This is a genomic window from Streptomyces sp. RLA131 (assembly GCF_056270125.1).
Genome location: NZ_JBWDOQ010000002.1, coordinates 4558719 through 4584465, shown reverse-complemented (window position 1 = coordinate 4584465; position 25747 = coordinate 4558719). Strand labels below are relative to the sequence as shown.

The window sequence follows — 25747 nt, the reverse complement described above, 5'->3', positions numbered from 1 at the left end:
GAACCTGCGGCAGGCGCCAATACTGGACACATGGACCACAACGCCGAGCTCAGGGAGTTCCTGCGCACCCGCCGCGCGCGGCTGAGCCCGCAGGACGCGGGCGTGCCGGTGAACGGCACCCCGCGCAGGGTCCCCGGGCTGCGGCGCGAGGAGCTGGCCCGGCTGGCGGGCGTGAGCACGGACTACTACACCCGGCTGGAGCAGGGCCGGGACCTCAACGTCTCGGAGGCCGTGCTCGACGCGGTGGCCCGGGCGCTGCGGCTGGACGACGCGGAGCGTACGTATCTGTTCGAGCTGTCCCGGCACCGGCCCCGCCGGCCCCGCACCCGGCCCAAACGGGTCCAGCGGATCAGACCCGAGGTGCGGCTGATCCTGGACGCGCTGGACGGCCGTTCGCCGGCCTTCGTCATCACCGGCCACGGTGATGTGCTGGCGGCGAACCGGCTGGCCAGGGCCCTGATCACGGACTTCGACGCGCTGCCGTACCGGGACCGGAACATGGCCCGCTTCATGTTCCTCGACGCGGCGGCCCGCGAGCTGTACCGGGAGTGGGAGAAGTACGCCGCCGAGATGGTGGCGGGCCTGCGCCTGGCGGCGGCGGTGCACCCCGACGACCGCGACCTGACCGAGCTGGTCGGCGAACTCACCATCAAGAGCCCGGAGTTCCGTACGTGGTGGGAGGGCCACGACGTGCGGGAGAAGACCAACGGCACCAAGCTCTACCACCACCCGGTGGTGGGTGACATGACCCTCCACTACGAAAACGTGATCTTCCCGGGCGATCCCGGCCAGACGATGTGCGTTTACACGGCGGAGCCCGGGTCACCCTCCGAAGCCGCCCTCCGGCTCCTCGCCACCTGGACCACGACCGACTTCCACCACCAACGTCCGACCCCCTGAACGCCGGGCGGAGACCGGCACAGCGCCCCGAAGCAAGCGAAGCGCCCGCGAGGGACGCCACAACAAAAGGGGCCGGCGGAGCCCGGGTCACCCTCCGAAGCCGCCCTCCGGCTCCTCGCCACCTGGACCACGACCGACTTCCACCACCAACGTCCGACCCCCTGAACGCCGGGCGGAGACCGGCACAGCGCCCCGAAGCAAGCGAAGCGCCCGCGAGGGGCGCCACAACAAAAGGGGCCGGCGGAGCCCGGGTCACCCTCCGAAGCCGCCCTCCGGCTCCTCGCCACCTGGACGACAACGAACGGAAGCAAGCGACATGAGCATCACCACCGTTAACGCCTACTCCGCTCCCGCAGCCAAGGCGCCCCTGGAGCGGACCACGATCCCGCGCCGCCCGGTCGGTGAGCACGACGTGCTGATCGAGATCGCCTACGCCGGAATCTGTCACTCCGACATCCACCAGGTCCGCGAGGAGTGGGGCCAGGCGTCCTTCCCGATGGTGCCGGGCCACGAGATCGCCGGTGTAGTCACCGAGGTCGGCTCCGGGGTGACCAGGCACGCCGTCGGCGACCGGGTCGGCATCGGCTGCTTCGTCGACTCGTGCCGGGACTGCGAGAACTGCCTGCGCGGCGAGGAGCAGTACTGCCTGCGCGGCCAGGTCCCGACGTACAACGGCGAGGGTTTCGACGGCGAGAAGATGTACGGCGGCTACAGCAGCCACATCGTCGCCGACGAGAACTACGTGCTGCGCATCCCGGACGGCCTGGGCCTGGACGTGGCCGCCCCGTTGCTCTGCGCGGGCATCACGCTCTACTCGCCGCTCGCGCACTGGAACGCCGGGCCGGGCAAGAAGGTCGCCATCGTCGGCGTCGGCGGCCTGGGCCACATGGGCATCAAGATCGCCCACGCGATGGGCGCCGAGGTCACCGCGCTGAGCCAGTCGATGCGCAAGAAGGACGACGCGCTGCGGCTGGGCGCGGACCACTACTACGCGACCGGCGACCCGGAGACGTTCAGCGAGCTCGCGGGCTCCTTCGACCTGATCGTCAGCACCATCTCGGCCGACTACGACCTGGGCGCGTATCTCTCCCTGCTCAAGGTGGACGGCACCATGGTCGTTGTCGGCGCGCCCGACACGCCCTCCGCCTTCCACCTGTTCTCGCTCATCGCGGGCCGCAAGTCACTCGCGGGCTCGATGATCGGCGGGATCCGGGAGACGCAGGAGATGCTGGACTTCTGTGCCGAGCACGACCTCGGCGCGGAGATCGAGCTCATCACGCCGGAGCAGATCAACGAGGCGTACGACCGCGTCGTTGCCAGCGACGTGCGCTACCGCTTCGTCATCGACGTCGCGTCGCTGCGCTAGGCAGCCCCCGGAACAGCGCAGGGCGGGCCCGGATCATCTCGGGCCCGCCCTGACGTCTGCCGTGCGGCTCGCTCGTCGCTCGGCTACTTCTTCTTGCCGCAGCTGCTCACGTCGATCCGTACGACCTGCGGGTCGTGGTCGCTCGCCTGGTCGGCGAACTCGGCGTTGATGTGCACGACGTCGTAGTCGTAGTGCGTGACCGAGGGGCTGGTCAGGATGTGGTCGAGGGTCTGCGAGTTGCCCTCGTAGACGTAGCTGTAACGCTCGGCCGCCGGGAGGGTGTTGATGAGGTCGGTCAGGACGGCACCGTTGTCGGTGAGGGTCTTGACGGCGGGCGAGAACTCGTAGTCGTTGAGGTCGCCCAGCGCGACGACGCGGGCCTGCGGGTCGGCGGCGAGGAGCGAGTCGACGAAGGCGTTCTCCTCGGTGGCCTGCTTGACGCGCTGCGTCTCCGAGGAGCGGGTCGGCTCCTGGTAGCGGCCGTGCATCGGCTGGTCACCACCCTTGGAGTTGAAGTGGTTGGCGATGACGAACACCGAGTCGCCCTGGAACTTGAACTCGCCGACGAGCGGCTTGCGGCTGCTGTCCCAGGCGTCGCTGGTCGGGTTGATCCGGCCGGGCGAGACGGACAGCTGGGCGCCCTTCTTGGTCTTGACGACCGACACGGCCGTGGTGGCGTCCCCGCCCGCGCGGTCCACGAACGAGACCCGCTTGGCGTTGAAGAGGAAGGCCTGACGGATGTTGCCGCCGGGCTCGCCGCCGTCCTGGTCGTTCTCCGGGGAGATGTAGCGCCAGGAGTAGCGCGGGCCGCCGGCCGCCACGATGGCGTCGGTGAACTTCTGCAACGTCCCGTCGGAGGTGACGGTGCCGTCGTCGGTGGCGCCGTTGTCGTCCTGGATCTCCTCCAGGCTGACGATGTCGGGCGAGCTGAGGTTGACCGCGACGCCCTTGGCGAGCCGTGCGAACTTGTCGTCGCTGTCGGTCGGGTCGAGGTTCTCCACGTTGTAGGTGGAGATGGCCAGTTCCTTGCCGCGCTGCTTGCGGGTGACCTCCTGCTTCAGCCCCTTGTCGACGCCGGTGCCGAAGGCGGTGCCGTTCAGGGTGTAGCCGCCGTACGCGGAGTAGTCGATCAGGCCGGTGGTGGTGCCGGAGATCTTGTCGCCCACGTTGAGGACCGGGACGGCGGTGGAGTCCGGCGACAGCAGCTCGATGCGGCCGGTGTTCTGCTGGTCGTACGCCGAGTAGAGGGTGCCGCCGCGCTTGGTGGGGTGCTCGGCGGGCTTGGAGGTGACGTACATCTCGCCGTACTCGTTGGTCGCGCCGGTCACCCGGGCGTCGGTGACCGAGACGCGCATGCCCTCGACGGACTCGTAGAAGTCCTGGGAGTACGTGGCCGGTTCGAGGGGCAGCGACTCGATGCTGCCGCCGTCGGCGGTCGGGGTGTAGGCGTTCGGGACGGTGCCCGGGCCGAGCACGACCGCGTCGGGGAGGGTGTTGCCGGTCGACAGGGTGGTGGAGACCGGGCTGCCGATCTCGGTGACCGTCTGCGAGGTGGTGCTGGGGCGGTACTCGCTGACCTTGCCGCTGACCAGGACCGAGTCGCCGGCCGAGACGGTGGGCGTGGCCGAACCGGTGTAGACGAAGACACCCTCGCTGGTGGCGGCGTCGGTGTCGGGGTTCGGATCCTGTATCCAATATCCCTTCGACCCGGTGGTGCGGACGCCGGTGACGACGCCGGGCACGCCGGTGACGCTCTGGCCGGAGAGCGGGGACAGGCGCGTGGTGCCCTGGAGGTCGTGGATCCGGAACGCGCCCGGCTCGGTCGGGCCGGTGGAGCCGCCGCTGTCGCCGCCGCTCGCCGTCTCGCCCGCGCTGTTGACCGCGGTGGCGGTGGTGGCGGTGAAGTCCGCCGCGTTGTCGTCGGTGTCGGCCAGCGAGGCCGCCCGCGACACCGAGGTGGAGTTGCTCGCGGCCGGCGCGGCGTTGCCCTCGCGGACCACGGCGGCGCCGTAGCCGAGGAGGTCCACGACACTGGCGTCGGCCGTGCAGTCGGCGACCGTCTTGCAGGTCAGCGGGGTGGTGGTCTTCACCAGCGCGATCGTGCCGCTGGCGGCGGCCATCGCGATGCTGCCGGTCGCGTCGGGGGTCGGCAGCGCCGTCGTACCGCCGGCGCCCGCGGCCTCGGAGACCAGGTAACTGCCGCCGGGCGCAAGGGAACCGGTGAGAGCGGTGACCTGCCACGCCGAACCGGCGCTGGCGGAGGCGGGGAGGTACTGGACGCTGTAGCCGTCCAGGGCGTACGCGGCCGTCGAGCGGTTCGCCAGCTCGACGAAGTCCTTCGTCAGCGTCGCGCCGGAGTTGCCGCCGCCGCCGTACGCCTCGGATATGACGGCCGAGGTGGACGGCGTCGCGTAGGCGGCGGGCAGCGGCGAGAGCACAACGGCAGCCGAGGTGGCAGCGGCGACTACGAGCGCGGCGTGGGCTGCGCGGGGCGCGCGGGGTCTGCGATTGGGCACGAGGGTGACACTCCTTCGGCGGGCGCGGCGGCAGCGGCATCCGACCCATCTGGCCGGGGGGCTGAATCTGCGCGGTCCGCAGGAGGTTACGCGCGTAGAAATGGGCACGACAAGAGGGCGGTGGTTAATTCTGAGAGACAATTACCGAGTTGGGAGGTTGGTGCACAGGCGGGATCCGGGCGGGGCGGGGTGGTTGCGGACCTCAGCCGAGCTTCGCCCATCTCCCGCTGCTGGCAAGGGCCTTGAGCGTTCCGATGGACAGCACCGGCTCCTTGCGGGTCACGGCGTCCTGGTAACCGGGCGCGTTCAGCTCCGAGATCGCGACCCGCAGCCCGTCGGGGCGTACGGTGTCGACGATCCAGGACACCGCGCCGGCCGCGCCCTTCTCGGCGTCCTGCTGCCGCACGACCACCTTGGTGCCGTCCGGCAGGACGGTCGCGTCGGAGAAGACGGCATCGGTGTACCCCTCCTTGCCCCAGTGGTCGTAGTTGATCTCCACCAGGCCGGCGCCACCACCGTCGTCGACCGTCAGATGCGGGAACGTCTCGCCCTTGGGCGGTAGTTGCGCGCTCACACCGTCGGGCAGCAGGTCGGTGACGACCTTCAGGATCTGCCGGACGGTGGCCGCCTTCCGCCTGTCGGTCGGCTTGACGGACGGCTTGACGGACGGCTTGACGGACGGCTTGACGGGGTCGGGGAGCGCGTCCAGGACCGGGACCCAGTCGTCGGCGGTGGCGATGGCGCTCAACTGCGCCATGCTCAGCGGCGGGTCGGCACGGGTGACGGCCGCGCCCTTCTCGGCCGGGGCGTTGTACTCCGTGACGGAGACCTGCCTCCCGTCGGCGGTGGTGAGGGTGACCAGCCACTCCTTGGTCTCGGCGCGGCGGTCGGGGTACTCGTAACCCGCGTAGCGGAACAGCCTTGCGCCGCCGGAGAGTTCGGTCACCTCGCAGGTCGTGCCCTTGGCCGCGTAGGCCGCGTCCGGGCAGGTCTGGAGGTCGCCCGTGACCCGGGCCAGCCCCACGGAGACGGCGGAGGCGCCATGACCGTCGTCGAAGACGACCTGCGCGGAGGCGAAGCCCGTGCCCGGGGCGCTGCCCCGGGTCCGGGACACCGTGCCCTTGGGGAGCATCCCCCTGAGCAGGGCGACCATCCGGTCGCCGGTCACCGCGTCGCCGGTGGCACGGCCCTTCACCGGTTTCACCGTGGCCGGGGAGACCGCCCCGGCGTCACCCGTGGCGCCGGCGGCGCCGGCCAGTCCGGAGACGACGAACCCGCCCGCGCTCACGAGGGCCAGCCCGGCGACGCCCGCGACGACGGCCGTACGGCGCCTGCGCAGCACGCGGCCCCGGGCGGCGCCGGCCAGGGCGAGGGCCCGGGTGTCGGTGTCGAAGGTGTCGGCGGTGCGGCGCAGGGCCGCGCCCAGCGCCTCCGCCGAGCCGTCGTCGAGTCCCTCTTCGCATCCGTCGTCGATTCGGTCGTGGAAGAGCATCGGTGGACCACCGTTTCCGTCAGTTCCGTCAGTTCCGTCAGGGGACGAGTTCGGACAGGCTGCCGCCGAGCAGCACCCGGAGCCTGGCGAGGGCCCGCGTACTGCGGCTGCGTACGGCGCCCGAACTGGCCCGCAGCACCTCGGCGGTCTCCTCGACACTGCGGTCCTCCCAGTAGCGCAGCACCAGCACCGCCCGGTCCTTGGGGGGCAGCCGGCCGAGGGCGTCGAGGAGGGTGAGCCGGAGCGTCGAGTCGCTCTCCGGGGTGGCGGTTTCGGGGAGTTCGGCAATGGGGCGCTCGCGGCTGCTGCGGCGGCGCTGCTGGGTGAGGAAGACACGGACGAGCACGGTCTGGGCGTAGCCGGCCGGGTTGTCGATGGTGGAGATCCGCCGCCAGGCCAGATACATCCGGCCGAGGGTCTCCTGCACCAGGTCCTCGGCGTAGTGCGTGTCCCCGCTGGTGAGCAGGCACGCCGAGCGGAAGAGGTGGCCGGCGCGGTGAGCCGCGAAGTCCAGGAACCCGTCCGGGGACGCGTCTGTCATGTCCTCCCCCATCTGATGACACTTCCTTGACGCGACGGGAGCGCGGAATGTTGCACACCCGTTCGGCGGAGTCCCGCACGCCCGGCAGCGGGTGGCGCGCGGAGGGTGGGAGAGGGCGCCGGCCCGGGTCGGCCGACGTCCCGGGCCAGGACGTCTTGCGGTGCCGCGTCCCGGTCGGTGCCTGGACGCTGGTCACCGAGCGCACGTCGGGGCCGGCGGCACCCTGGTCGTCGGCGAAGCGGGGTCGGTGGTGATCGGCAGGGCCGCGGCCGGCGGAATCATGTGAGGGCTCGCCCGTCTTCGTTTGACCCGCTTGACCTCAAGCCGTGTTGAGGTTCAACACTGGCGGCATGCGCATCATCGAAGCAGTACGATTCGGCGGCCCTGAAGTGCTGGTGCCGCGCGAGGTCGCGGACCTGACGGCCGGGCCGGGGGAAGCCGTGGTCGGGGTGTCCGTCGCGGACGTCATCTTCGTGGAGACCCAGATCCGTAACGGCTGGGGCCGGGAGTTCTTCACCGTCGAGCCGCCGTACGTGCCCGGGGGCGCCGTCGGCGGCCGGGTGCTGTCGGCCGGGGCCGGCGTGGACCCGGCGTGGGTCGGCCGACGGGTACTCGCCCGCACCGGCCCGGCCGGCGGCGGCTACGCCGAACAGGTCCGAGTACCGGCCGACACGCTCATCCCGGCGCCGGACGAGCTCGGGCTGCCCGAGGCCACCGCCGTCCTCACCGACGGCCCCACCGCGCTCGCCCTCCTGGACGCGCTGCCCGTCCTGCGACCCGGCGAGCGCGTCCTGGTCCTCGCCGCGGCCGGCGGCATGGGCACCCTCCTCGTCCAGCTCGCCCACGCCTCCGGCGCGTACGTCATCGCCGCCGCCCGCGGTAAGCGCAAGCTCGACCTGGCCCGCGAACTGGGCGCCGACGCCGTTGTGGACTACTCCGAGCCCGGCTGGACCCGGCACGTCCTCGACGCCACCGACGGCGCCGGACCCGAGCTGGTCCTCGACGGTGCCGGCGGTGCCGTCGGCCGCGCCGCCTTCGACATCACCGCCCCCGGCGGGCGCTTCTCCGCGCACGGCGCGCCGAGCGGCGGCTTCACGGCCATCGACCCGGCCGAGGCACAACGTCGCGGGATCACGCTGCGCGGCATCGCGGAGGTGCAGTTCCCGCCGGAGGAGGTACGGCGGCTGGCCGAACGGGCCCTGGCTGAGGCCGCGGCGGGCCGCCTCCGGCCCGTGATCGGCCGCACCTTCCCGCTGGCTCAGGCCGCGGAGGCCCATGCGGCCGTCGAGGCGCGGGAAGTAATGGGCAAGGCGCTGCTGGTCGTCTGACGGCCGGTGGTCCCGGAATCTGAACGGGAACGGGAACGGGAACCGGAAAAGGCCGAGGGCCCCGGCACACTGCCGGAGCCCTCGACTTCGTACCGCGTGGGTCAGGCGCGGGCCTCGGTCACCGCCGCACCGAGCGCCTCCTTGATGCGGGGGCCGAGCCGCGCGAAGCCCAGCTCCTTCATCGCGGCGCGAAGCAGCTCGTCATCCGTGCGCTTCTCACCGTCGCTGTCGATCCACCGGACAACGGCGGTCAGCTCCTCCGCGGAGTACGCCGTCACCGGGCGCCCGGCGGTGACCGCCGGCTTCCGCGGCCGCCGCGGACGACCCGCCTTGAGCTCCGGGTCCACCTCCGGCACGACCTCGGCAACCGGCTCCGGATCGGGTGCGACGACCACTGCGGCCACCGCCTCGGGCTCGGGCTCGACAACGGGCTCCGCCACGACCTCGGCCACCGGCTCCGGCTCGGGTGCCGCCACGACCTCGGCCACCGGCTCAGGCTCGGCCTCGGCGATCGGCTCGGCCACAACCTCGGCCACAGGCTCCGGCTCGGGTGCCGCCACGACCTCGGCCACGACCTCGGCCACCGGCTCCGGCTCGGGTGCCGCCACGACCTCGGCCACGACCTCGGCCACCGGCTCCGGCTCGGGGGCGACAACGGGCTCCGCCACAACCTCGGCCACCGGCTCCGGCTCGGGTGCCGCCACCGGCTCGGCCACGACCTCGGCCACCGGCTCCGGCTCGGGTGCCGCCACGACCTCGGCCACGACCTCGGCCACCGGCTCCGGCTCGGGGGCGACAACGGGCTCCGCCACAACCTCGGCCACCGGCTCCGGCTCGACCTCGACCACCGGCACCGGCGCGGCGATCGGCTCCGCCGCAACCTCGGCCACCGGCACAGGCACCGGCTCGGGCGCGGGCTCTGCAGCCGGCTCCGCCACGACCTCGGCCACCGGCTCCGGTTCGACAACGGGTTCCGGTTCCACGACAGCCTCGGCCACCGGCACCGGCACCGCCACCGGCTCCGCCACCGGCTGCTCCGAGCGGGGCTCGGGCACCACGATGGGCTCGGGGGTGGCCGTGGGCTCGGTCTCCGTCAGCTGGGTGAGGAGGTCGGGGAGGCCTTCCGAGGGGAGGCGGTCCCGGAGGGAGCGCAGGGAGGGCAGGCGGTAGAGGGTGCCCTCGTCGGCGGCGAGGTCGTCGAGGAGGACGGCCAGGTCGTCGAAGGAGAGGGCGGCCAGGTCCCGTTCGGGGCGGAGCAGACGGCCCAGGGCGGTGAGCCCGGCGTCGGCCGCTTCCACCGCGCGGGCGGCGGCGTCGAGCAGTTCGGCGTCGTCGGGGAGGGCCGGGGCCCCGGCGTCGGCACCGGCGAGCGCGGCCCACTCGGTGCGTTCCTCGGCGGCCGCCACCAGCGCGGAGTGCAGTGCGCCGGCCCGGCTCAACCGGGTCGCCGCGATGCCGCGGGCCCGGCCCCGCAGGGAACGGCGGCGCAGCCACGCCACCTTCACCCCGCGTTCCTTGCGCCAGGCGCCGTTGGCCGTGGCGGCGACCAGCTCGTCCAGGTCCTCGGCTTCGTAGGCCTCGGGGCCGAGCGTGCTGAGCGTGCCGCGGACCCGGAGGAGCAGGGCCACGGTCCGGGCTGCTTCGCCGACGGTGCCGGGGGCGCCGACCAGGGCGGGCGCGGCCTCGCGTACGGCGGGCAGATCGCGGCCCCGCAGTTCCGCGAGGACGGTGGAGGCGGCCCGGGCCTCCTCCGGGGTGCCGATGGTGTCCACGGCCGCGTACCAGGCATGGGTCTCGGCGGTGAGGGTGAAGCCACCGAGGTCCGCGTAGCTGCGCAGATCCTCACGCTGCTCCGGGGACAGAGAGTCGGCTGTGTGCAACGAGGGTGCGGTCATATGAGGTCCGGTTCCATACGAGGAGGGCTACGACGGCGCGAGGCAGCCGGAGGCGAACAATCCGACTGGTGAACGCCCACCTTAAGGCCGCCCGGCGAAGCCGCGCACGCGCCCCAGCCGCTTCCTCACCGGTTGCGCTCCCTTCTCCCCCGCCCGCGCGGTCCGCCCGCCGGGGGCACGGCGGGCGGCCACCCGCACAACCCGCCTGCCGCCAGCAGCTCATGGGCGTACCAGGCCTCCTCCGGCGGGAGGCTCCAGGCGGCCCGCGCGGCCGGCCGGACCGCTTGCGCCGGCGCGGACGTCCCGGCGCGTTGCGGCCGCCCGCGCCGCAACGGCACCGCGCAACGACACCGCCGCTACGACACCGCCGCTACGGCACCCGGAGCTACGACACCCGGCCGGCGGCGTGGACCGTCAGATCCAGCCGCCAGTCGTGGCAGCGCAGCGGATTCCCCTTCGGGTACTCGAAGTCGGCCTCGCCGCACGGCTCGAAGCCCAGCTTGCGGCAGATCGCGTTCGACGCCGCGTTCCCGACGGACGGGAACGCGTGCAGATACCGGTGTCTGTGTTCCTGTGCCGCGGCCGCGATCACCGCTTCCCCGGCCGCGGCCGCGATCCCCCGCCCCTGGTACTCCGGCAGCACGCTCCATCCCGTCTCGTACACCGTCTGCCCGCGCCACTCGGTCTCCCAGTAGCCGATGCCGCCCGCCGCTTCGTCCTCCGGCTCCAGGAAGACGCCGTACATCCGGCCGGTGCCCTTGCCACCGATGGCGGCATAGCGCTCGTGCCGCGCCACGGTCTGCTCCTCGGTCTCCGGGCCGCCGAGGTGGGTCATCATCTCCGGCGCGTTGATCCTGCGTTGCAGATCGAGGAACCGTTCCGTCGCCGCCCAGGGCTCGATCCGTACAGGTGTGTTCATGTCTCTGTCGTACCACCGGGCACTGACAATCCCCGGTCCCGGACGGACGCCGCGAAGCTACGCTGAGCAGCCCGAAGCGATGAGGAGCCAGGAATGAAGCTGCGTTGCGCCGTGCTCGACGACTTCCAGGGGGTCGCCACCGGCGCGGCGGACTGGACGGCCGTCACCGACCAGGTGGAGGTCGTGAGCTTCGCGGAGCACTTCGCCACGCAGGACGCGCTGGTCGAGGCGGTGCGGGACTTCGACATCGTGGTGACCCTGCGCGAACGCGTCCCGTTCCCGGCGGCTTTGCTGGCCCGGTTGCCGAGGCTCAGGCTGCTCGTCGCCTCCGGCATGCGCAACTCGGTGATCGACTTCGACGCCGCCCGGGAGCGGGGGGTGACGGTCTGCGGCACGGCGAGCTCGTCCACGCCGCCGGTGGAGCTGACCTGGGCCCTGCTGCTGGGGCTGGCGCGCGGCATCGTGACCGAGGCCAACGCGCTGCGCGACGGCGGGCCGTGGCAGAGCACGGTCGGCGCGGACCTGGCGGGGCGGCGGCTCGGGGTGCTCGGGCTGGGGCGGATCGGCAGCCGGGTGGCGCAGGTGGGGCGGGCGTTCGGGATGGAGGTGGTGGCGTGGAGCCAGAACCTCACCGAGGAGCGGGCCGGCGCGGCGGGGGCCGTCCTGGCGGCGTCGAAGGAGGAACTGCTCTCGGGCAGCGACTTCGTCACCGTCCATCTCGCCCTGAGTGACCGCACCCGCGGCCTCCTCGGCGCGGCCGAGCTGGCCCTGATGAAGCCGACCGCCTATCTGGTCAACACCTCGCGCGCCGCCGTCGTCGACCAGGACGCCCTTGCCGCCGTCCTGCGGGAGGGCCGCATCGCCGGGGCGGGCGTCGACGTGTTCGACGTCGAGCCGCTGCCGGCCTCGCATCCGATGCGCTCGCTGCCCCGGCTGCTGGCCACCCCGCACCTGGGCTATGTGTCGCAGGCCAACTACCGTACGTACTACGGCGAAGCCGTGGAGGACATCCGGGCCTTCCTGGCGGGCGAGCCGGTCCGGCGACTCGACTGACGGCAGCTGGCGGCAGCTGACCGCGACGCCGCGACGGACCGGACCGGCTCACCCCCTCAGATCAGCGCTTGGTGATCCGTACCGAGAGCCCGGCGGCCGTGTAGACGGGCACCGCCTTCCAGCCGTCGGCGTCCACGGTGATCGTGCCGAACTGGCCCTGGAGCCGGCGGGCGCTGATCACCGGGAGCGTACGGCCGTGCTTGCGGGCGTCGGCGTCCAGGCGGAGGGCCAGGACGCTGCCCCGGGCGAGGACCACGGAACGCTCGACGGTCAGGGCCGGGTCGCAGTCCTTGCCGAGGCGCGCGTCCAGGACCGCCCCGGCGGACTGGCTGTACGAGCCCCGCACGCGCAGGCCGCTGCCCGTGCCGTCGATGCGCAGCGCGCCGCCCTTGACCTGGACGTCGCCCCGGCCCAGGGCCGAGGAGCAGGCGGCGACCAGGGTGCCGGCCTCCACCGACGTCCCGCCGGTCCAGCCGTTGGCGCCGCTGAGGGTGAGGGCGCCGGTGCCGCGCTTGGTGAGGGAGCCGTGGCCGTCGATGTCGTTGCGCCAGGCGTCGGCGGCGCCGAAGCCGTGGTCGGCGGCGTTCAGGGTCACCGTGACGTCGGTGTCGAAGGCGCCGTAACCGTCGGCGGCGGCGAAGAGGTTGAGCCGCCCCCACTGCTCGGGGCCGTCGGGCAGGGCGTAGCCGGCGGGCAGGGCGGTGGTGCGCAGCACCTCGCGGCGCTGGGCGGCGTCGAGGTAGGGCTGCCGGGTCTCCAGGAGCACTTCGGCGCCCTTGGGCACGGTCATCGCCACGTCGCGGCGGCCGTCGCGGGGCAGGACGTACGTCAGCCGGGGGGTGATCACGGCGGCCTGCGCGGCGCGGTCGGTGTACGGGTCGTCGGCGACGGAGGCGGAGTGCGCATAGGCGTACAGGGTGTCGGCGGTGCTGCCGGTCTGTGCCTGGAAGTACGCGGCGGCCTGGGCGCGGGCGGCGGCCTTGAGGGTGGCGTTCTGGCTGTCGCCGAGGATGGCGGCGGCCAGCGCGGTGGCCAGGGTGCGGCCGCCGATGACGTCCAGGGTGGAGTGCATGCCGGCCATGATGCGGCTGTGCCCGATCTCGGAGGCCCGCGCGACGAGTTCCTGGAAGCGCTCGGGTATCGCGTAGGCGTAGGCGAGGGCGGCGAGGTACACGGCGTTGGTGTGGCCGCTGACGAAGCCGCCGTCGTCGGTCGCGGAGGTGCCGCGCTGGCGCAGCAGTTGCGGGGCGACGACCACCTTGGAGTCGTAGACCGGGTAGCCCAGTGCGTCCGTCGTGCCGGTGTCGACCACGGCGCTGTCGTCGTTCAGCCGCCAGGGCCGGGGGTACTGGTACGCGTACTTGCTGGGGTTGCCCGAGGAGTAGGAGCCCCGGACGGTGTTGACCAGGGTGGCGACCTGGCCGAGGTCGGAGGCCGTGGATCCGGCGCCGAGGTCGGAGCCGGCGGGCGCGTCGGCGGGCAGGGTGTCGCTGATGGTGGTGGCCGGGGTGCCGTCGGGCGCGGTGGTGATGCCGGTGACGGCCTTGGCGCCGGCCTTGTAGAGGTCGGCGAGCGGGCCGAGGCCGGCGATCACCGAGTAACTCTGGTGCTGGCGGTCGTAGATGAAGGCCTGCTTGGCCTCGGCGTCGGTGCGCGCCGTGGTGAGCCCGACGGAGTAGCGCACGTTGGCCCGCAGCACGTCGGGCCGGAGGGCGACGCCGTTGTTCCAGGCGGTGCCGGTCTGCCAGAGGCTCTGCAGGCCGGTGAGGATGCGTACGGCCGCGTTGTTCTCAGGGGTGAGGTTGGCGGTGACGTTCGTCGTGTAGTGGTCGACGAAGGGCAGGACGTCGGTGGTTGCCGCTGTCGCGGCGGGGCTGAGCAGCCAGCTCAGTCCGGTGGGGGCGGCAAGGGTGCCGAAAGTGCCCAAGGTGCCCAAGGTGCCGAACGTACCGAGGGTCAGAAAGCCCCGCCGGCCCGTTCCTGTGGTGCTCTGCTCCGTCATGTCTCTTCTCTCCGCGCGACAGCAAACGCTTTCCACCCCGCTGCGAAGGGATTATTGATCAGACAGGCCGCCCCGGACCAGACTTCAGAAGTCATTTGTACGAACAAAGTTCAACACGTCGCCGATGACGGCCGGCTAGGTGTGACTCGGACGCGCCTCAGTGGCCGAGCACCTTCTCCAGCGAGGCGAGCGCCCCCTCCAGCTCCTCCCGGGTGATGGTCAGCGGCGGGGCGAGCCGGATGGTCGACCCGTGCGTGTCCTTGACCAGGACGCCTTCGCCCATGAGCCGTTCGCTGATCTCGCGGCCGGTGCCGAGCGCCGGGTCCACGTCGACGCCCGCCCACAGCCCCCGGGCCCGGTAGGACCGGACGCCCCGGCCCTTCAGCGCGGCCAGACCGGCGTCCAGCACCCGGCCCAGCTCGGTCGCCCTGCGCTGGAACTCACCGGTCGCCAGCAGCTCCACCACCGCCGAACCGATCGCCGCCGCCAGCGGGTTGCCGCCGAACGTGGACCCGTGCTCGCCGGGCCGCAGCACCTCCAGGACCTCCCGCCGGGCCACGACCGCCGACACCGGCACGATGCCGCCGCCGAGCGCCTTGCCCAGCAGCACCGCGTCCGGGCGTACGGACTCGTGGTCGACGGCCAGCGTCCGGCCGGTACGCCCCAGCCCCGACTGGATCTCGTCGGCGATGAACAGGCACCCGGCCCGCCGGGTCAGCTCACGCACCCCGGTCAGATACCCGTCGTCCGGGATCAGCACCCCCGCCTCGCCCTGGATGGGCTCGATGAGCACCGCCGCCGTCGTCTCGTCCACGGCCGCCTCCAGCGCGGCGAGGTCGTTGTACGGGACGATCCGGAAGCCCGGGGTGAAGGGCCCGAACCCGGCCCGCGCGGTCTCGTCGGTGGAGAAGCTCACGATGGTCGTCGTACGGCCGTGGAAGTTGCCCTCGGCCACCACGATCGTCGCCCGGTCCGCCGGGACGCCCTTGACCTCGTACGCCCACTTGCGGGCGATCTTGATGGCGCTCTCCACCGCCTCGGCGCCGGTGTTCATCGGCAGCACCATGTCCAGGCCGGTCAGCGCGGCCAGGTCCTCGGCGAAGCCGGCCAGCCGGTCGTTGTGGAAGGCCCGTGAGGTGAGCGTGAGCCGGTCGAGCTGGCGGTGCGCCGCCTCGATCAGCGCGGGGTGGCGGTGGCCGAAGTTCAGCGCCGAGTAGCCGGCCAGCATGTCGAGATAGCGGCGCCCCTCGACGTCCTCGACCCACGCCCCCTCCGCCCGGGCGACGACCACGGGCAGCGGGTGGTAGTTGTGGGCCAGCACGGGTGCCTCGGCCCCGATCAGCTCGGCGGACGTACGGCTCATGAACGGACCTCCTGGGTACAGCACTTGATGCCACCGCCGGCCTTGTGGAACTCCGACAGGTCGACGGGGACGGGAACGTAGCCGCGGTCCGCGAGCCGGTCGATCAGACCGCCGGCCTGCGGTGCGACGAACACATGGCGGCCGTCGGAGACGGAGTTGAGGCCGAAGGCCATCGCGTCCTCCCGGGTGGCGATCACCGCCCGCGGATACAACCGCTCCAGCACCTCGCGGCTGCCGGCGGAGAACGCCCCGGGGTAGTAGGCGATGTTGGTGTCGCCGTCGCGCGCGTCGCCGGGATCACCGGTGTCGAGTGCGTCGAATGCGTCGAATGCGTCGAGGACGAACAGCGCCGTGTCCAGGTGGTAGAAGTACGGGTCCACCAGCTGCAGCCCGATCACCGGCACGCCGAAGAACTCCTGCGCCTCGTCGTGCGCCGCCCGTACGGTGCGGAACCCCGAGCCCGCCAGGATGAAGCGCCCGGCCGCCACCAGGTCGCCCTCCCCCTCGCACACCGCCTCCGGCTGGTACACGTCGTAGCCCGCGGCCTTGAACCACGTCTCGTACGCCGCCGACTCCGGCCGCCGCTGCGGCGCCATGAACCGCGACCCGAAGACCCGGCCCCGCACCACCAGCGCCGCGTTCGCCGCGAACACCATGTCCGGCAGCCCCGGCTCCGGACGCACCGTCTCCACGGTGTGCCCGGCCGTACGGTAGGCCCGGACCAGTCCCTCCCACTGCCGGCGCGCCAGCTCGCGGTCGACCGGCGCGTCCTGGCTCATCCACGGGTTGATCGCATACGTGACGTCGAAGTAACGGGGCTCACAGACGAGATAGCGCCTGGGCACAGTCGGGCACCTCCACTTTCCGCACGGGGGCTACGGGGGATACCTCAACGGTAGAAACCGTTGGTACGCCCGACAAGGAAGAAAAGCTGCGCGTACACGCAGTGACGCTGCGCAAAACGGCCCCCGCGCGCACGCCTGCTGCGTCATTCCCCCTGCCAGGGGGCGGCTTCCCGCGCCCCGGCCTCCGCGCTGTCCGGCAGCAGATGCGACAGCACCAGATAGCTGATCGTCTTCCGGATGAACGGCTCCGCCCTGATCCGCTCCAGCACCTCCTCGAAGTGCTCCACATCCGTCGCCCTGACGTGCAGCAACGCGTCAGCGCCGCCCGTCACGGTCATCGCCGCCGTGATCTCCGGATGGTTCCGCACGACCTCCGTCAGCCGCCTCGGCGGCGCCGCGCTGTCGCAGTAGACCTCCACGAACGCCTCCGTACGCCATCCGAGCGCCGCCGGCCGCACTGTCGCCGTGAAACCGGTGATGACGTTGTTCTCCCGCATCCGGTCCACCCGGCGTTTCACGGCGGTCGCCGACAGCCCGATGGCCGCACCGATCTCGGCGAAGCTCGTTCTGGCGTTCTCGATCAGCGCCGCCACGATCTTGCGGTCCAGCTCGTCGAAGGGCGCGGACTTGTTGCTCATGGGCGCGCAGCCTAGGCCACGCGCCCGGCCACGTCGCCAGGACCGGCCGGGCGGACCCGGACCCCTAGGACGCGGCGGTACGGTTCCGGCGCTCCCGCATCTGGGCGTACCCCATGAGGCCGACGAGCAGCGCGAGGAGCACCGCCGACGAGCCCGCCGTACCGAGGTCGAGGCCGCCCTTGGCGGTGGGCTTGGTGAGGAGATCACCGGCGGTCGCCCCGAGCGGGCGGGTGAGTACGAAGGCGATCCAGAACAGCAGGACGTTCGGCACCACGGGTACCCGCATGAGGGCGAGGAGCCCGGCCAGCAGCCCGGAGACGAGGAGCGCGCCACCGGCGTACCCGAGGCCGGAACTGTCGGACAGGAAGTCACCCATGGAGGTGCCGAGGGTGTTCGACACCAGGATCGCCGACCAGAACAGGGCCTCCCCGCGGAAGGTGACGATGTCCCGGATGGAGAACGTCAGGCCGGTGATCCGCCAGACGACGAAGATCGCGATCAGGACCGAGACCAGGATCGCCGCCCCCGTTGGGTACCCCAGCCCCAGGCCCTGCGGTCCCCAGCCCAGCGAGGTGGCCCCGCCGGAGAGGTACCTGGAGCTGGCGTCACGGTTCATGAAGTCGGACATCGTGGTGCCGGCCATGCTGGTGGACAGGATGACGGTCCAGTAGAAGAAGGGGTTGTAGCGCTTGGACGCGAGCTGGACGACCAGCGTGACGACGAAGATCAGGAACAGGACGATCGTGGTGAGGAAGTAGCCGAGCCCGAGGGTCTGGGCGAAGAGGTCGCCGGCCGTCTCACCGAGGGTCGTCGCGGCGATCTTCATGACCCAGAAGGCCAGGGTGACCTCCGGGAGCTTCTTCGTCACCACGCTGCCGGCGTCGGCGGCGTTCAGCTCGGCAAGCGTGGCCGGTGAGTCCGACGTGGCCGGCGTATCCATGTTCAATGTTCAATCGCTCCTGGTGGGCAGCACCCCTGCGGGGCACGGTGTTCCGACCCTGCCAGCCGCGCCCTGAACACAACCTGAACGCCCGCCGGCCGGGCCGGCACCGGCCGGCGGGCACGTCCTTCTCCAGCAGCGGTCGTGCGTGGTCCGGGCGGTTCCAACCTCCCGGACCACGCACGGCACCGGAGCAACACCGGCCCCTATCTGGCGAGTTCGGCCGGTTCGTCCAGCCGCGTCAGCTTCTGCGGGTTCCTCACGACGTAGATCCGGGTGACCCGCCCGTTCTCCACCACGAGGCTCACCGCGGACGACTCGCCGTTGAACTCGATCCGGCCCGCGGGCGCGCCGTTGAGCCATACGGACGTCGCCTCGAACCCGGCCGTCATCCGGTTCGCACGGGCGAGCACCCGCGCCACCGCGTCGGCCCCGTGGATCGGAGTGAGGGCGGCGGTCACGATCCCGCCACCGTCGGTGATCATGACCACGTCCGGCGCCATGACCTCCAGCAGTTCCCCCACCTGCCCGGTCCGCAATGCCAGAAGGAAGCGTTTCACCACGGCCCGCTGCTCCGTCCGGCTCACCGGCATTCGCGGCCGCCGGGCCGCCACATGCTCGCGTGCCCGCCGCGCGACCTGCCGCACCGTGGCCGCGGACTTGCCCGTCGCCTCGGCGATCTCGCCGTACGGCATCTCGAAGACCTCGCGGAGCACGAACACCGCCCGCTCCGTCGGCCCCAGCGTTTCCAGGACGGTCAGCATCGCGATCGAGACGCTCTCCGCGAGCTCGATGTCCTCGGCCACGTCGGGGCTGGTCAGCAGCGGTTCCGGCAGCCACTCGCCGACATACTCCTCGCGGCTGCGCGACAAGGTCCGCAGCCGGTTGAGCGCCTGCCGCGTGACGACCCTGACGAGGTACGCACGCGGCTCGCGCACCTGCGCGTGGTCGACGTCGGCCCACCGCAGCCAGGACTCCTGCACCACGTCCTCCGCGTCGGCCGCCGACCCCGAGCATCTCGTAGGCGACCGTGAACAGCAGGCTGCGGTGGGCGACGAACGGGTCCACTGTCATGCGGTGGGCGCCACGCCGGCGCTCCCGGGACGCGCGGCCAGCGGGATCCCGCACGCGTCGGAGAAGCCCTGCGAGGTGATCCCGTGCGCCGAGTTGTTCCTGGTGGACAGGTTGGCGAAGGCGATGCACGCGGTGAGCTCGACCATCGCCGCCGGGCCGAGCCGGTCGAGCAGGCTCGCGTACAGCTCGTCGGTGACGGTCGGCGGCGTGTTCGTCATGGCCTCGGCGTACTCCAGCACGTCCCGCTCCAGCGGTGTGAACACCTCCGACTCCCGCCAGCGCGGCACCTGGCTCGCCTTGGCCAGGTCCAGCTCCTGGTGCAGCGCCTGGAAGTAGTTGATGTCGAGGCACCAGCCGCAGCCGACCTGCGCCGCGACCGCCATGTGCGCGAACGTCTTGAGACCCTGGTCCGCCATGTCCCACTCGCTCACCTTGCCCCCCATCTCCGTGGAGTCCTCGGCGACCTTGGGGTTGTGCGCCGTCACCTCGAAGGGTTCGGGCACGGCACCGAACTGCTTGATCATGTTCTCGCTGAGCTCGGCGGGAAGCTCGGCCTTCGGAATGCGAAGCGCCATGATGGTTTGTCCTCCTCGGACATTGCGCTGATTGGCTGTTCGGCATGAAGACACCGCCGGGCCCACGAATGTGACAACCACGGCCGGCGCGCGCCTGGATCGTCAGCGTGCACAGGCCCGCTGCCACTGCCGCTGTCATCGTCTGGCGTCGGCGACCCCCGAACCGTCCATGTAGTCACGGACCCGCGTGATCAGTCCGCCGCGGACGTGGAGTATCAGGAGACCGGGGACGGTGAAGGCGGTGCTCCTGGTCGGCAGCGTTCCCACCACCACATGCTCGGCGATGATCACGTCCGGATCAGCGGTCTCGTAGGCCGCGATCCTCCTGATCTCCTCCACCCGGGCGGGGCTGGCGCCCCAGGCCGCCCGGTATCCCGCGCGTACCGCTTCGCGCCCCTCGTAGCGCGGGGGAAAACCGGGAGAGGCGAACGGGAATTCGTGCACCGCGTCGACGGCATGCAGATCGGCGAGATCGTCCGCGGACTTGTCGAGCATGGCCCCGTAGTAGCGGGCCAGCGCCTCGCGAGGAGTGCGGGCAGCAGGTGTCCCCGGATTCGGCACAGGGGTGACTCCATTCACTCAACGACTGTTGACCCGATCACCGTAGGGGTCGGTCGAGGCCGGGTCAACGGTTGTAGAGTGAACCGGTGACCGCCCCTCAGCACTCCCGCGCCGACCGCCGCCGAGCCACCGAGGCGCGCATCCTCGACGGTGCCCGGGAGCTGTTCGCCGAGAAGGGATTCGACCGCACCACCATCCGCGCCGTGGCCGCCGCGGCGAGCGTCGACCCCGCCCTGGTCATGCAGTACTTCGGCTCGAAGCGCGAGCTGTTCACCCAAGTCGTGCAGGCGTTCCCCGAGCCGCCGGCGACCACGGACACCGACGCGCTCGTCGAACAGCTGCTGGCCACGCTCGGCCTCAAGCTCGGCGGCCTTCCCGAGGGCACGCTGGCGATGATGCGCTCCATGCTCACCGACCCGGCAGCAGCCGATCACGTCCGCGCCGCCCTCGGCCGGCAGATCGACAGCGTCGGCGCCGCGCTGCCCGCGGCCGATGATCCCGAGCTGCGCGCCGCACTCGTCATCACCAGCTTGCTCGGTGTCACCATCGGCCACCAGTTCCTCGGCCTGACCGTTCTTCGTGACGCCCCGGCCGACCGCATCGCCGCCCTGCTCCGCCCTGCCTTCAAGGCCCTGGCAGAACCGCCCGGTTGAACCGCGGCCGACGCCGCCAATACCCGGACCGGGCCCGCGGTCCCGGCCTGGAGAGGACGAGTCGGTGAGCCTTCGACGGCAATCGCCGCCGGTCTCGTCCGACAGTCACCGTCACCCGGCGGATCAATCCATGTGCGGTGACAGACCACGTTCCGGGACACTGCGTCGGTGAGTGCTGACACATGCCGGTCACCGCAGGAGCGAGCCCTGGCCCACGTCGCGGCGCTGTCGTCCGGAGAGCCGCTCGACCCCCGGTTGCGGGTGACGATGAACTTTCATCCTGACCGTACGGCGGGCGACCGGCAGATCCTGATCAGCCTGGCGCAAGACGGTGTCTACTACTCGCAGTTCGTGACCGGGACCAGCAACGGCGGTTTGACTGCCCGTCCCGGCGGTGACCGGTGGCGCTGGGAGAGCCGGATCTTCAACGGCGCCTACGACCACGCGGCCGCTCACGAACGTCCCGTCTACGGCGGGCTGAACTTCCGACGCAGGGTGACCGGTGCGGCACCGCGATTCGGCTCCGCGCACTTCAGGCTGACCGCCGAGACGCTCCCGCGAGCTACCTTCTGTTACCCGGACAGCTCTGCGGAACCATCTGCCTTCGGTGTCGCGACCCGCTTCTCGCTCATCGAGTCGGCCGAGGCGGACAGCCTGGACGCCCTGGACGGCCACATCGAGGCCCAGGTGCACGGGCCGGTCAGGCTCGACCGCCATGTGGAAGCACTGGTCCTGGATCCCAGCTACCGCGGCACGGGAGTAGAAGCCGCGGCCCGCCGGCTGCCGTGCCCGGTTGAATGGCATGCCGGATTCCGGCTCACCGTGGAAAGCCTGCGACGCCACCCGGGCTTCCGCGGGCAGGAATACGTCGACCTGGGTGCTGAGATCGCGGTGGACGGCCGCCTCGATCCCCGGATCATCGGGGACGCCGCCCGCACCGGCCGTTACGACCCGCAGGCACTCAAGAAGGTCTGGCACTGTCTGGCGCGCTTCGGTTCACCGCTCCCTCAGGATCAGGCAATGCCCACCAGGACGGAGGCGACCTTGACGCACGACCGGACACAACCGCTTCTCACCGCCGAATAGCCAAAGGGACGCGACGAGCCTCGCTCTGACGCCACCTCAAAGCAATTACTCCCAGGGATGGTCGGGGATCCGAGATGGGCGCTCTCGACAAACCAGCGTGCGATATGAACGACCGAGTCCCCGCCCAGAACGCCTGGCGCGGGGACTTCTCTGCGTTCGGGGTCAGCCGCTCAGGAGCTGCGGGCAGCACCGTCCGGCCACACAACATCGACGGGAACGCCCACCGCGCGGGCCTCCACCACCACATCCGCCGTGCCACCGCCCTTGCCTCCCGGCGGCTGACCGTTCCACACAGCCACCAGCCGGTCAGCCCGCTCGATCAGTACACGGTTCGCCGTCTCATAGGCCGCACGGTTCGCCGTCTCGTGCGGCATCACCAGCACCTCCGCCGCCGCTTCCAGCAGCCGGTCGAACTGCGACGCATGGTCCGGCTTCACCTTCGCCTGCCGGTAATCCTCCGACGGGATGACCACGACGAGACGGCCGCCCGCTTCGAGGACCGCATCCGCGAACAGGGAATCGGCACCGCGTGCGATGCACGAGACGCCGACGAGATCGGGCCCGGCATGCGCGGCGAGCAGCTCCCGCAGCGCGGCCCGTATCAGAGGCACCGACGCGTCAGTCAGGTCCATGTGTCCGGTCACGGAAAAGGTGGTCACGATCAGGCACCCCCGGGTCAGTCGGCCAACTGCTCGCGGAGCCTAGCGCGAGCCTGCCCCACCTGCGCCGACGCACCGTGCCCGATCGTGTACCCGTACAGGTCGGCGAGCCCGGCCCGGACCCGCCCGGACTGGACCGTCTCGGCGACATCCACCGCGGCGTGCGCCTCGGTACAGGCACTGGCGAGGTCGCCCACAAGGAAGTAGACCTCGGCCGGCCCGATGCGGTCCAGGGCGTGGCTGCGCCCGGCTTCGGCGCCGCGCGTGGCGAGGGCCTGCCGGATCTCTTCCTCGGCCCGGCCGGCGTGGGCTCGCGGGTCCTGCCGGGCCATGTCCAACAGCCGCCCTCCGGTGACGCCGGCCAGTTCGGCATCGTCGAAGTACGCGATCCAGTGGGGCTCATCGTCCGGCGTGGCGTCGGCAAGGTCCTGCCGGGCCTGCTCGGTGGCGCGGTTGAATGCCGCGGTGCGTCCGAGGGCGGCAAGGGCCCATGCCTCACGGGTGTGGAGCATCTCCAGGACACGCGGCCCGGCATCGTCACGGGCGCCGTCCTGCGCGAGCCTCACCAGTTCCAGGGCATCGCCCGGACGGCCGGCGTAACAGCATCTGCCGCGCCATTCCCGCGAGAACGTTCGCGCCCCACACCCGGTCGCCCCCGGCGTGCGCGGCCCGAATCACCTCGGGCTCACCTGCCCCCGGAGACGAAGCAGCGCCCCGGGCGGCGAAAGCCACCCGGGGCGCATTCACGCAGGACAGCGGTGGCGAGACCGCCTGCCTGCGGGTAGGCCGTGTGGGACTCGAACCCACAACCAATGGATTAAAAGTCCACTGCTCTGCCAATTGAGCTAACGGCCCGCACACCGCAGCATAGCTGCCCGGACACGGTAGCTCCGAGCGCATTGACGATCGGGGAGTACAGGCGGCGTGGCAGGATCCGGGGATGGCAGATGATCAGCGACCGGTGGCTCTGGTGACGGGATCGGCGTCGGGTATCGGGGAGGCCGTGGCGCGGCGGCTGGCGCGGGACGGGATGCGGGTGGTGGTGCACTCGCGACAGAGCCGGCTGGAGGGCGAGCGGATCGCCCGGGAGGTCGGCGGGAGCTACCTGGGGGCGGACCTGGCGGACGAGGACGCGGCTCGGGGGCTGGTGGAGACGGCCGTGGGCAGGTACGGGCGGCTGGATGTGCTGGTGAACAACGCGGGGATCAGCCGGCCGATCCCGCACGAGGATCTGGCGGCGGCGTCGACCGCGGAGTGGCGCAGGCTGCTGGAGGTGAATCTGATCGCGCCGTGGGTACTGTGCACGGCCGCGGTGCCGGCGTTGCGGGAGGCGCCGGGGCCGGGGGGCGGGGCGATCGTGAACATCACCAGCCATGCGGGGGTGCGGCCGAAGGGGGCGTCGGTTCCGTACGCGGCGGGCAAGGCGGCGCTGAACCATGTGACGCGGCTGCTGGCGGCCGCGCTGGGGCCGCGGGTCCGGGTGAACGCGGTGGCCCCGGGGCTGGTGGACACCCCCATGACCCGGGACTGGGCCGACGCCCACGAGCTGTGGAGCGAGCGGTCGCCGATGCGGCGCCCGGCGCAGCCCGGGGACGTGGCCGATCTGGTGGCGGCGGTGGTGGGGAGTACGTATCTGACGGGCGAGGTGATCGTGCTGGACGGAGGGCTCAATCTTCGTTAGGCGGGCGCCGCATGAACCAGGTGCGGGCGCTGACGGCCCACCACACCGCGGCGAAGCCCAGGACGACGGCGACGGCGACCGGGGCGTAGTTGAAGCTGTTGACGGTGACCGGGCTGAGCTGGGGCAGCATGAACAGGACCGTGATCAGGGCGACCCAGGTCACGGCCACCACGCCGATCGGGCGGGACCAGCGGCCGAGGTGCCAGGGGCCGGGTTCGAAGGCGTCGCCCTTCCGCAGCCGCAGCAGGGTGGGGATGACGTAGGCGATGTAGAGGCCGATGACGGCGATGGAGGTCACGGCCGCGTAGGCGGTGGCGTTGATCAGGTAGGGCAGGCCGAGGACCAGGGCGCCGAGGGCGGCGAGCCAGACGGCGTTGGTGGGCGTTCTGGTACGGGGGTTGATGTGCCGCCAGAAGCGGGAGAAGGGCAGCGCGCCGTCCCGTGAGAAGGCGTAGATCATGCGGGAGTTGGCGGTCACGGAGGCCATGCCGCAGAAGAGCTGGGCGCCGATGACGACCAGCAGGAGCAGCTTGCCGGCGGTCACGCCGAGGCCGTCGATGAGGATCTGCGCCGGAGGGACGCCGGTCTTGCTGTGCAGGGTGGCGTGGTAGTCCTGGATGGCGTAGGTGAAGCCGAGCAGGAGGACGAAGCCGGCGATCCAGGAGATCCAGATGGAGCGGACGATGCCGCGCGGACCGGCGGTGGCGGCGTCGTGGGTCTCCTCGGTCATGTGGGCGGAGGCGTCGTAGCCGGTGAAGGTGTACTGGGCCATGAGCAGGCCGAGCAGGACGACGTAGAAGCTGCTGCCCCAGCCGGTGTTGTTGACGAAGTGGGTGAAGACGAAGGACGTCGAACGGTGCTCGCCCGGTACGAAGGTGAGCGCGCCGACGATGAGGACGACGCCGATGACGTGCCACCACACGCTGATGTCGTTGAGAACGGCGACGATCCGCACCCCGAAGGTGTTGAGGGCGCCGTGCAGCACCAGGATCGCGGCGAAGAGCAGGACGGTGTGGCCGGGGGTGGCCGGGAAGCCGAACTGGAGGTCCAGGTAGGCGTTGAGGAAGAACGCGGCGCCGAAGTCGATGCCGGCGGTGACCGCCACCTGGCCCAGGACGTTGAACCAGCCCGCGAACCAGGCCCACGCCGCCGCGCTGCCCGGGGGCGCGAGTCTGTGGGCCCAGTAGTAGAGGCCGGCGGAGGTGGGGTAGGCGGAGCAGATCTCGGCCATCGCCAGGCCGACGACCAGGGTCATCAGGCCGACGCCGACCCAGCCCCAGGTGATGACGGCGGGGCCGCCGGTGTTCATGCCGAACAGGTAGAGCGTGAGGCAGCCGGAGAGGACGGAGATGATGGTGAAGGAGACCGCGAAGTTGGAGAACGCGGACATCCGGCGGGCCAGTACCTGGGTGTAGCCGAGCTGGCGGAGGCGTTCCTCGTCGGTGACGGGCGCTTCGGGCGCCGGCGCGTCGGACAGGGGCGCTTCGGACAGGGGCGCGCCGGGTGCGGGGACTTCGGGCTGGGGTGCTGTCATGCCCCCAGCAATTCCCTTGCCGGGGGCGTGACATGCGTCACATGGCGTGACCGTGACCGACTCGCTGGTGGCCGCGCCGTCGGCACAGCCGGCGCGCCTGCGACCGGGACCGTCGCCTTCCTGCCC

Annotated in this window: 22 protein-coding genes, 1 tRNA gene and 1 pseudogene; 7 read left to right on the top strand and 17 right to left on the bottom strand. The window is 71.6% G+C overall.

The features are described from left to right. Positions 1 to 30: 30 nt before the first annotated feature. Both RWE79_RS21755 and RWE79_RS21750 read left to right on the top strand, forming a co-directional pair. The gene (locus tag RWE79_RS21755) at positions 31 to 900 is read left to right on the top strand and encodes a helix-turn-helix transcriptional regulator (protein ID WP_475941736.1); all 870 of its coding nucleotides are present in this window, start codon (positions 31 to 33) and stop codon (positions 898 to 900) included. Between the two features lie 316 nt (positions 901 to 1216). Then, the gene (locus RWE79_RS21750; protein WP_475941735.1) at positions 1217 to 2266 is read left to right on the top strand and encodes an NAD(P)-dependent alcohol dehydrogenase; all 1050 of its coding nucleotides are present in this window, start codon (positions 1217 to 1219) and stop codon (positions 2264 to 2266) included. An 83-nt stretch (positions 2267 to 2349) separates the two neighbouring features. Here RWE79_RS21750 and RWE79_RS21745 read toward each other — a convergent pair whose 3' ends face one another. The 3 genes from RWE79_RS21745 to RWE79_RS21735 all read right to left on the bottom strand — a co-directional run bounded on the left by RWE79_RS21745 (position 2350) and on the right by RWE79_RS21735 (position 6815). Further along, on the bottom strand, positions 2350 to 4782 hold the full coding sequence (locus RWE79_RS21745) for an endonuclease/exonuclease/phosphatase family protein (RefSeq protein ID WP_475941734.1): 2433 nt from the start codon (positions 4780 to 4782) through the stop codon (positions 2350 to 2352). Positions 4783 to 4984: 202 nt separating this feature from the next. After that, the gene (locus RWE79_RS21740; RefSeq protein WP_475941733.1) at positions 4985 to 6274 is read right to left on the bottom strand and encodes a hypothetical protein; all 1290 of its coding nucleotides are present in this window, start codon (positions 6272 to 6274) and stop codon (positions 4985 to 4987) included. A gap of 37 nt (positions 6275 to 6311) precedes the next feature. Next, positions 6312 to 6815: a SigE family RNA polymerase sigma factor gene (locus RWE79_RS21735; RefSeq protein ID WP_475941732.1), complete on the bottom strand. Its 504-nt coding sequence runs from the start codon at positions 6813 to 6815 to the stop codon at positions 6312 to 6314. A gap of 350 nt (positions 6816 to 7165) precedes the next feature. On the opposite strand from RWE79_RS21735, the gene RWE79_RS21730 reads away from it, so the two are divergent. After that, on the top strand, positions 7166 to 8143 hold the full coding sequence (locus RWE79_RS21730) for a zinc-binding dehydrogenase (protein WP_475941731.1): 978 nt from the start codon (positions 7166 to 7168) through the stop codon (positions 8141 to 8143). 101 nt (positions 8144 to 8244) lie between these two features. On the opposite strand, the gene RWE79_RS21725 is transcribed toward RWE79_RS21730, so the two are convergent. Next, the gene (locus RWE79_RS21725) at positions 8245 to 10038 is read right to left on the bottom strand and encodes a hypothetical protein (protein WP_475941730.1); all 1794 of its coding nucleotides are present in this window, start codon (positions 10036 to 10038) and stop codon (positions 8245 to 8247) included. A 385-nt stretch (positions 10039 to 10423) separates the two neighbouring features. Next, a complete protein-coding gene (locus RWE79_RS21720; RefSeq protein WP_475941729.1) occupies positions 10424 to 10957 on the bottom strand; it encodes a GNAT family N-acetyltransferase in 534 nt (177 codons plus the stop codon). A gap of 93 nt (positions 10958 to 11050) precedes the next feature. On the opposite strand from RWE79_RS21720, the gene RWE79_RS21715 reads away from it, so the two are divergent. Beyond that, positions 11051 to 12010 carry a D-2-hydroxyacid dehydrogenase family protein gene (locus RWE79_RS21715; protein WP_475941728.1) on the top strand — a complete coding sequence of 320 codons (960 nt, stop codon included), beginning with the start codon at positions 11051 to 11053 and terminating at the stop codon, positions 12008 to 12010. Between the two features lie 61 nt (positions 12011 to 12071). Here the strand turns inward: RWE79_RS21715 and RWE79_RS21710 are convergent, their stop codons facing one another. The 8 genes and pseudogenes from RWE79_RS21710 to RWE79_RS21675 all read right to left on the bottom strand — a co-directional run bounded on the left by RWE79_RS21710 (position 12072) and on the right by RWE79_RS21675 (position 20008). After that, positions 12072 to 14012 (bottom strand): phosphatase PAP2 family protein, encoded by a 1941-nt coding sequence (locus RWE79_RS21710; RefSeq protein WP_475941727.1) that lies wholly within the window; start codon positions 14010 to 14012, stop codon positions 12072 to 12074. Between the two features lie 157 nt (positions 14013 to 14169). Then, entirely contained in the window at positions 14170 to 15375 is a 1206-nt protein-coding gene (gene rocD, locus RWE79_RS21705; RefSeq protein ID WP_475941726.1) for an ornithine--oxo-acid transaminase, read from the bottom strand. Beyond that, on the bottom strand, positions 15372 to 16220 hold the full coding sequence (gene ddaH, locus RWE79_RS21700; RefSeq protein WP_475941725.1) for a dimethylargininase: 849 nt from the start codon (positions 16218 to 16220) through the stop codon (positions 15372 to 15374). The genes rocD and ddaH overlap by 4 nt, the downstream gene beginning before the upstream one ends. Positions 16221 to 16363: 143 nt before the next feature. Next, positions 16364 to 16858, bottom strand: coding sequence for an Lrp/AsnC family transcriptional regulator (locus RWE79_RS21695; RefSeq protein WP_475941724.1), 495 nt, complete (start codon positions 16856 to 16858; stop codon positions 16364 to 16366). A gap of 64 nt (positions 16859 to 16922) precedes the next feature. Beyond that, entirely contained in the window at positions 16923 to 17798 is an 876-nt protein-coding gene (locus RWE79_RS21690) for a COG4705 family protein (protein ID WP_475945988.1), read from the bottom strand. Between the two features lie 206 nt (positions 17799 to 18004). Then, positions 18005 to 18872 (bottom strand): annotated as a pseudogene (locus RWE79_RS21685) (RNA polymerase sigma-70 factor). Next, positions 18869 to 19447: a carboxymuconolactone decarboxylase family protein gene (locus RWE79_RS21680; RefSeq protein WP_475941723.1), complete on the bottom strand. Its 579-nt coding sequence runs from the start codon at positions 19445 to 19447 to the stop codon at positions 18869 to 18871. The pseudogene RWE79_RS21685 and the gene RWE79_RS21680 overlap by 4 nt, the downstream one beginning before the upstream one ends. A 135-nt stretch (positions 19448 to 19582) precedes the next feature. Further along, positions 19583 to 20008 (bottom strand): nuclear transport factor 2 family protein, encoded by a 426-nt coding sequence (locus tag RWE79_RS21675; protein ID WP_475941722.1) that lies wholly within the window; start codon positions 20006 to 20008, stop codon positions 19583 to 19585. A gap of 86 nt (positions 20009 to 20094) precedes the next feature. Here RWE79_RS21675 and RWE79_RS21670 point away from each other — a divergent pair, with 86 nt between their 5' ends. Beyond that, the gene (locus tag RWE79_RS21670; protein ID WP_475941721.1) at positions 20095 to 20661 is read left to right on the top strand and encodes a TetR/AcrR family transcriptional regulator; all 567 of its coding nucleotides are present in this window, start codon (positions 20095 to 20097) and stop codon (positions 20659 to 20661) included. A 267-nt stretch (positions 20662 to 20928) separates the two neighbouring features. Further along, positions 20929 to 21747 carry a DUF3626 domain-containing protein gene (locus RWE79_RS21665; protein WP_475945986.1) on the top strand — a complete coding sequence of 273 codons (819 nt, stop codon included), beginning with the start codon at positions 20929 to 20931 and terminating at the stop codon, positions 21745 to 21747. Between the two features lie 170 nt (positions 21748 to 21917). Here RWE79_RS21665 and RWE79_RS21660 read toward each other — a convergent pair whose 3' ends face one another. The 3 genes from RWE79_RS21660 to RWE79_RS21650 all read right to left on the bottom strand — a co-directional run bounded on the left by RWE79_RS21660 (position 21918) and on the right by RWE79_RS21650 (position 23261). Continuing rightward, the gene (locus RWE79_RS21660; RefSeq protein WP_475941720.1) at positions 21918 to 22406 is read right to left on the bottom strand and encodes a hypothetical protein; all 489 of its coding nucleotides are present in this window, start codon (positions 22404 to 22406) and stop codon (positions 21918 to 21920) included. Between the two features lie 17 nt (positions 22407 to 22423). After that, complete coding sequence (locus tag RWE79_RS21655) at positions 22424 to 22972, bottom strand: hypothetical protein (RefSeq protein ID WP_475941719.1); 549 nt, start codon at positions 22970 to 22972, stop codon at positions 22424 to 22426. Between the two features lie 216 nt (positions 22973 to 23188). Then, positions 23189 to 23261: transfer RNA gene (locus RWE79_RS21650), tRNA-Lys, on the bottom strand. 85 nt (positions 23262 to 23346) lie between these two features. Between RWE79_RS21650 and RWE79_RS21645 the strand changes: the two genes are divergently transcribed. Continuing rightward, entirely contained in the window at positions 23347 to 24087 is a 741-nt protein-coding gene (locus RWE79_RS21645; RefSeq protein ID WP_475941718.1) for an SDR family NAD(P)-dependent oxidoreductase, read from the top strand. Here the strand turns inward: RWE79_RS21645 and RWE79_RS21640 are convergent. Beyond that, a complete protein-coding gene (locus tag RWE79_RS21640; RefSeq protein ID WP_475941717.1) occupies positions 24074 to 25621 on the bottom strand; it encodes an amino acid permease in 1548 nt (515 codons plus the stop codon). The two genes, RWE79_RS21645 and RWE79_RS21640, sit on opposite strands and share 14 nt — an antisense overlap. Positions 25622 to 25747 lie beyond the last annotated feature (126 nt).

Coding starts and splice junctions, on each gene's coding strand:
- RWE79_RS21755 (WP_475941736.1), top strand. CDS start 31: ATGGACCACAACGCCGAGCTCAGGGAGTTCCTGCGCACCCGCCGCGCG.
- RWE79_RS21750 (WP_475941735.1), top strand. CDS start 1,217: ATGAGCATCACCACCGTTAACGCCTACTCCGCTCCCGCAGCCAAGGCG.
- RWE79_RS21740 (WP_475941733.1), bottom strand. CDS start 6,274: ATGCTCTTCCACGACCGAATCGACGACGGATGCGAAGAGGGACTCGAC.
- RWE79_RS21735 (WP_475941732.1), bottom strand. CDS start 6,815: ATGACAGACGCGTCCCCGGACGGGTTCCTGGACTTCGCGGCTCACCGC.
- RWE79_RS21730 (WP_475941731.1), top strand. CDS start 7,166: ATGCGCATCATCGAAGCAGTACGATTCGGCGGCCCTGAAGTGCTGGTG.
- RWE79_RS21725 (WP_475941730.1), bottom strand. CDS start 10,038: ATGACCGCACCCTCGTTGCACACAGCCGACTCTCTGTCCCCGGAGCAG.
- RWE79_RS21720 (WP_475941729.1), bottom strand. CDS start 10,957: ATGAACACACCTGTACGGATCGAGCCCTGGGCGGCGACGGAACGGTTC.
- RWE79_RS21715 (WP_475941728.1), top strand. CDS start 11,051: ATGAAGCTGCGTTGCGCCGTGCTCGACGACTTCCAGGGGGTCGCCACC.
- RWE79_RS21710 (WP_475941727.1), bottom strand. CDS start 14,012: ATGACGGAGCAGAGCACCACAGGAACGGGCCGGCGGGGCTTTCTGACC.
- rocD (WP_475941726.1), bottom strand. CDS start 15,375: ATGAGCCGTACGTCCGCCGAGCTGATCGGGGCCGAGGCACCCGTGCTG.
- RWE79_RS21695 (WP_475941724.1), bottom strand. CDS start 16,858: ATGAGCAACAAGTCCGCGCCCTTCGACGAGCTGGACCGCAAGATCGTG.
- RWE79_RS21690 (WP_475945988.1), bottom strand. CDS start 17,798: ATGGATACGCCGGCCACGTCGGACTCACCGGCCACGCTTGCCGAGCTG.
- RWE79_RS21680 (WP_475941723.1), bottom strand. CDS start 19,447: ATGGCGCTTCGCATTCCGAAGGCCGAGCTTCCCGCCGAGCTCAGCGAG.
- RWE79_RS21665 (WP_475945986.1), top strand. CDS start 20,929: ATGAACTTTCATCCTGACCGTACGGCGGGCGACCGGCAGATCCTGATC.
- RWE79_RS21645 (WP_475941718.1), top strand. CDS start 23,347: ATGGCAGATGATCAGCGACCGGTGGCTCTGGTGACGGGATCGGCGTCG.
- RWE79_RS21640 (WP_475941717.1), bottom strand. CDS start 25,621: ATGACAGCACCCCAGCCCGAAGTCCCCGCACCCGGCGCGCCCCTGTCC.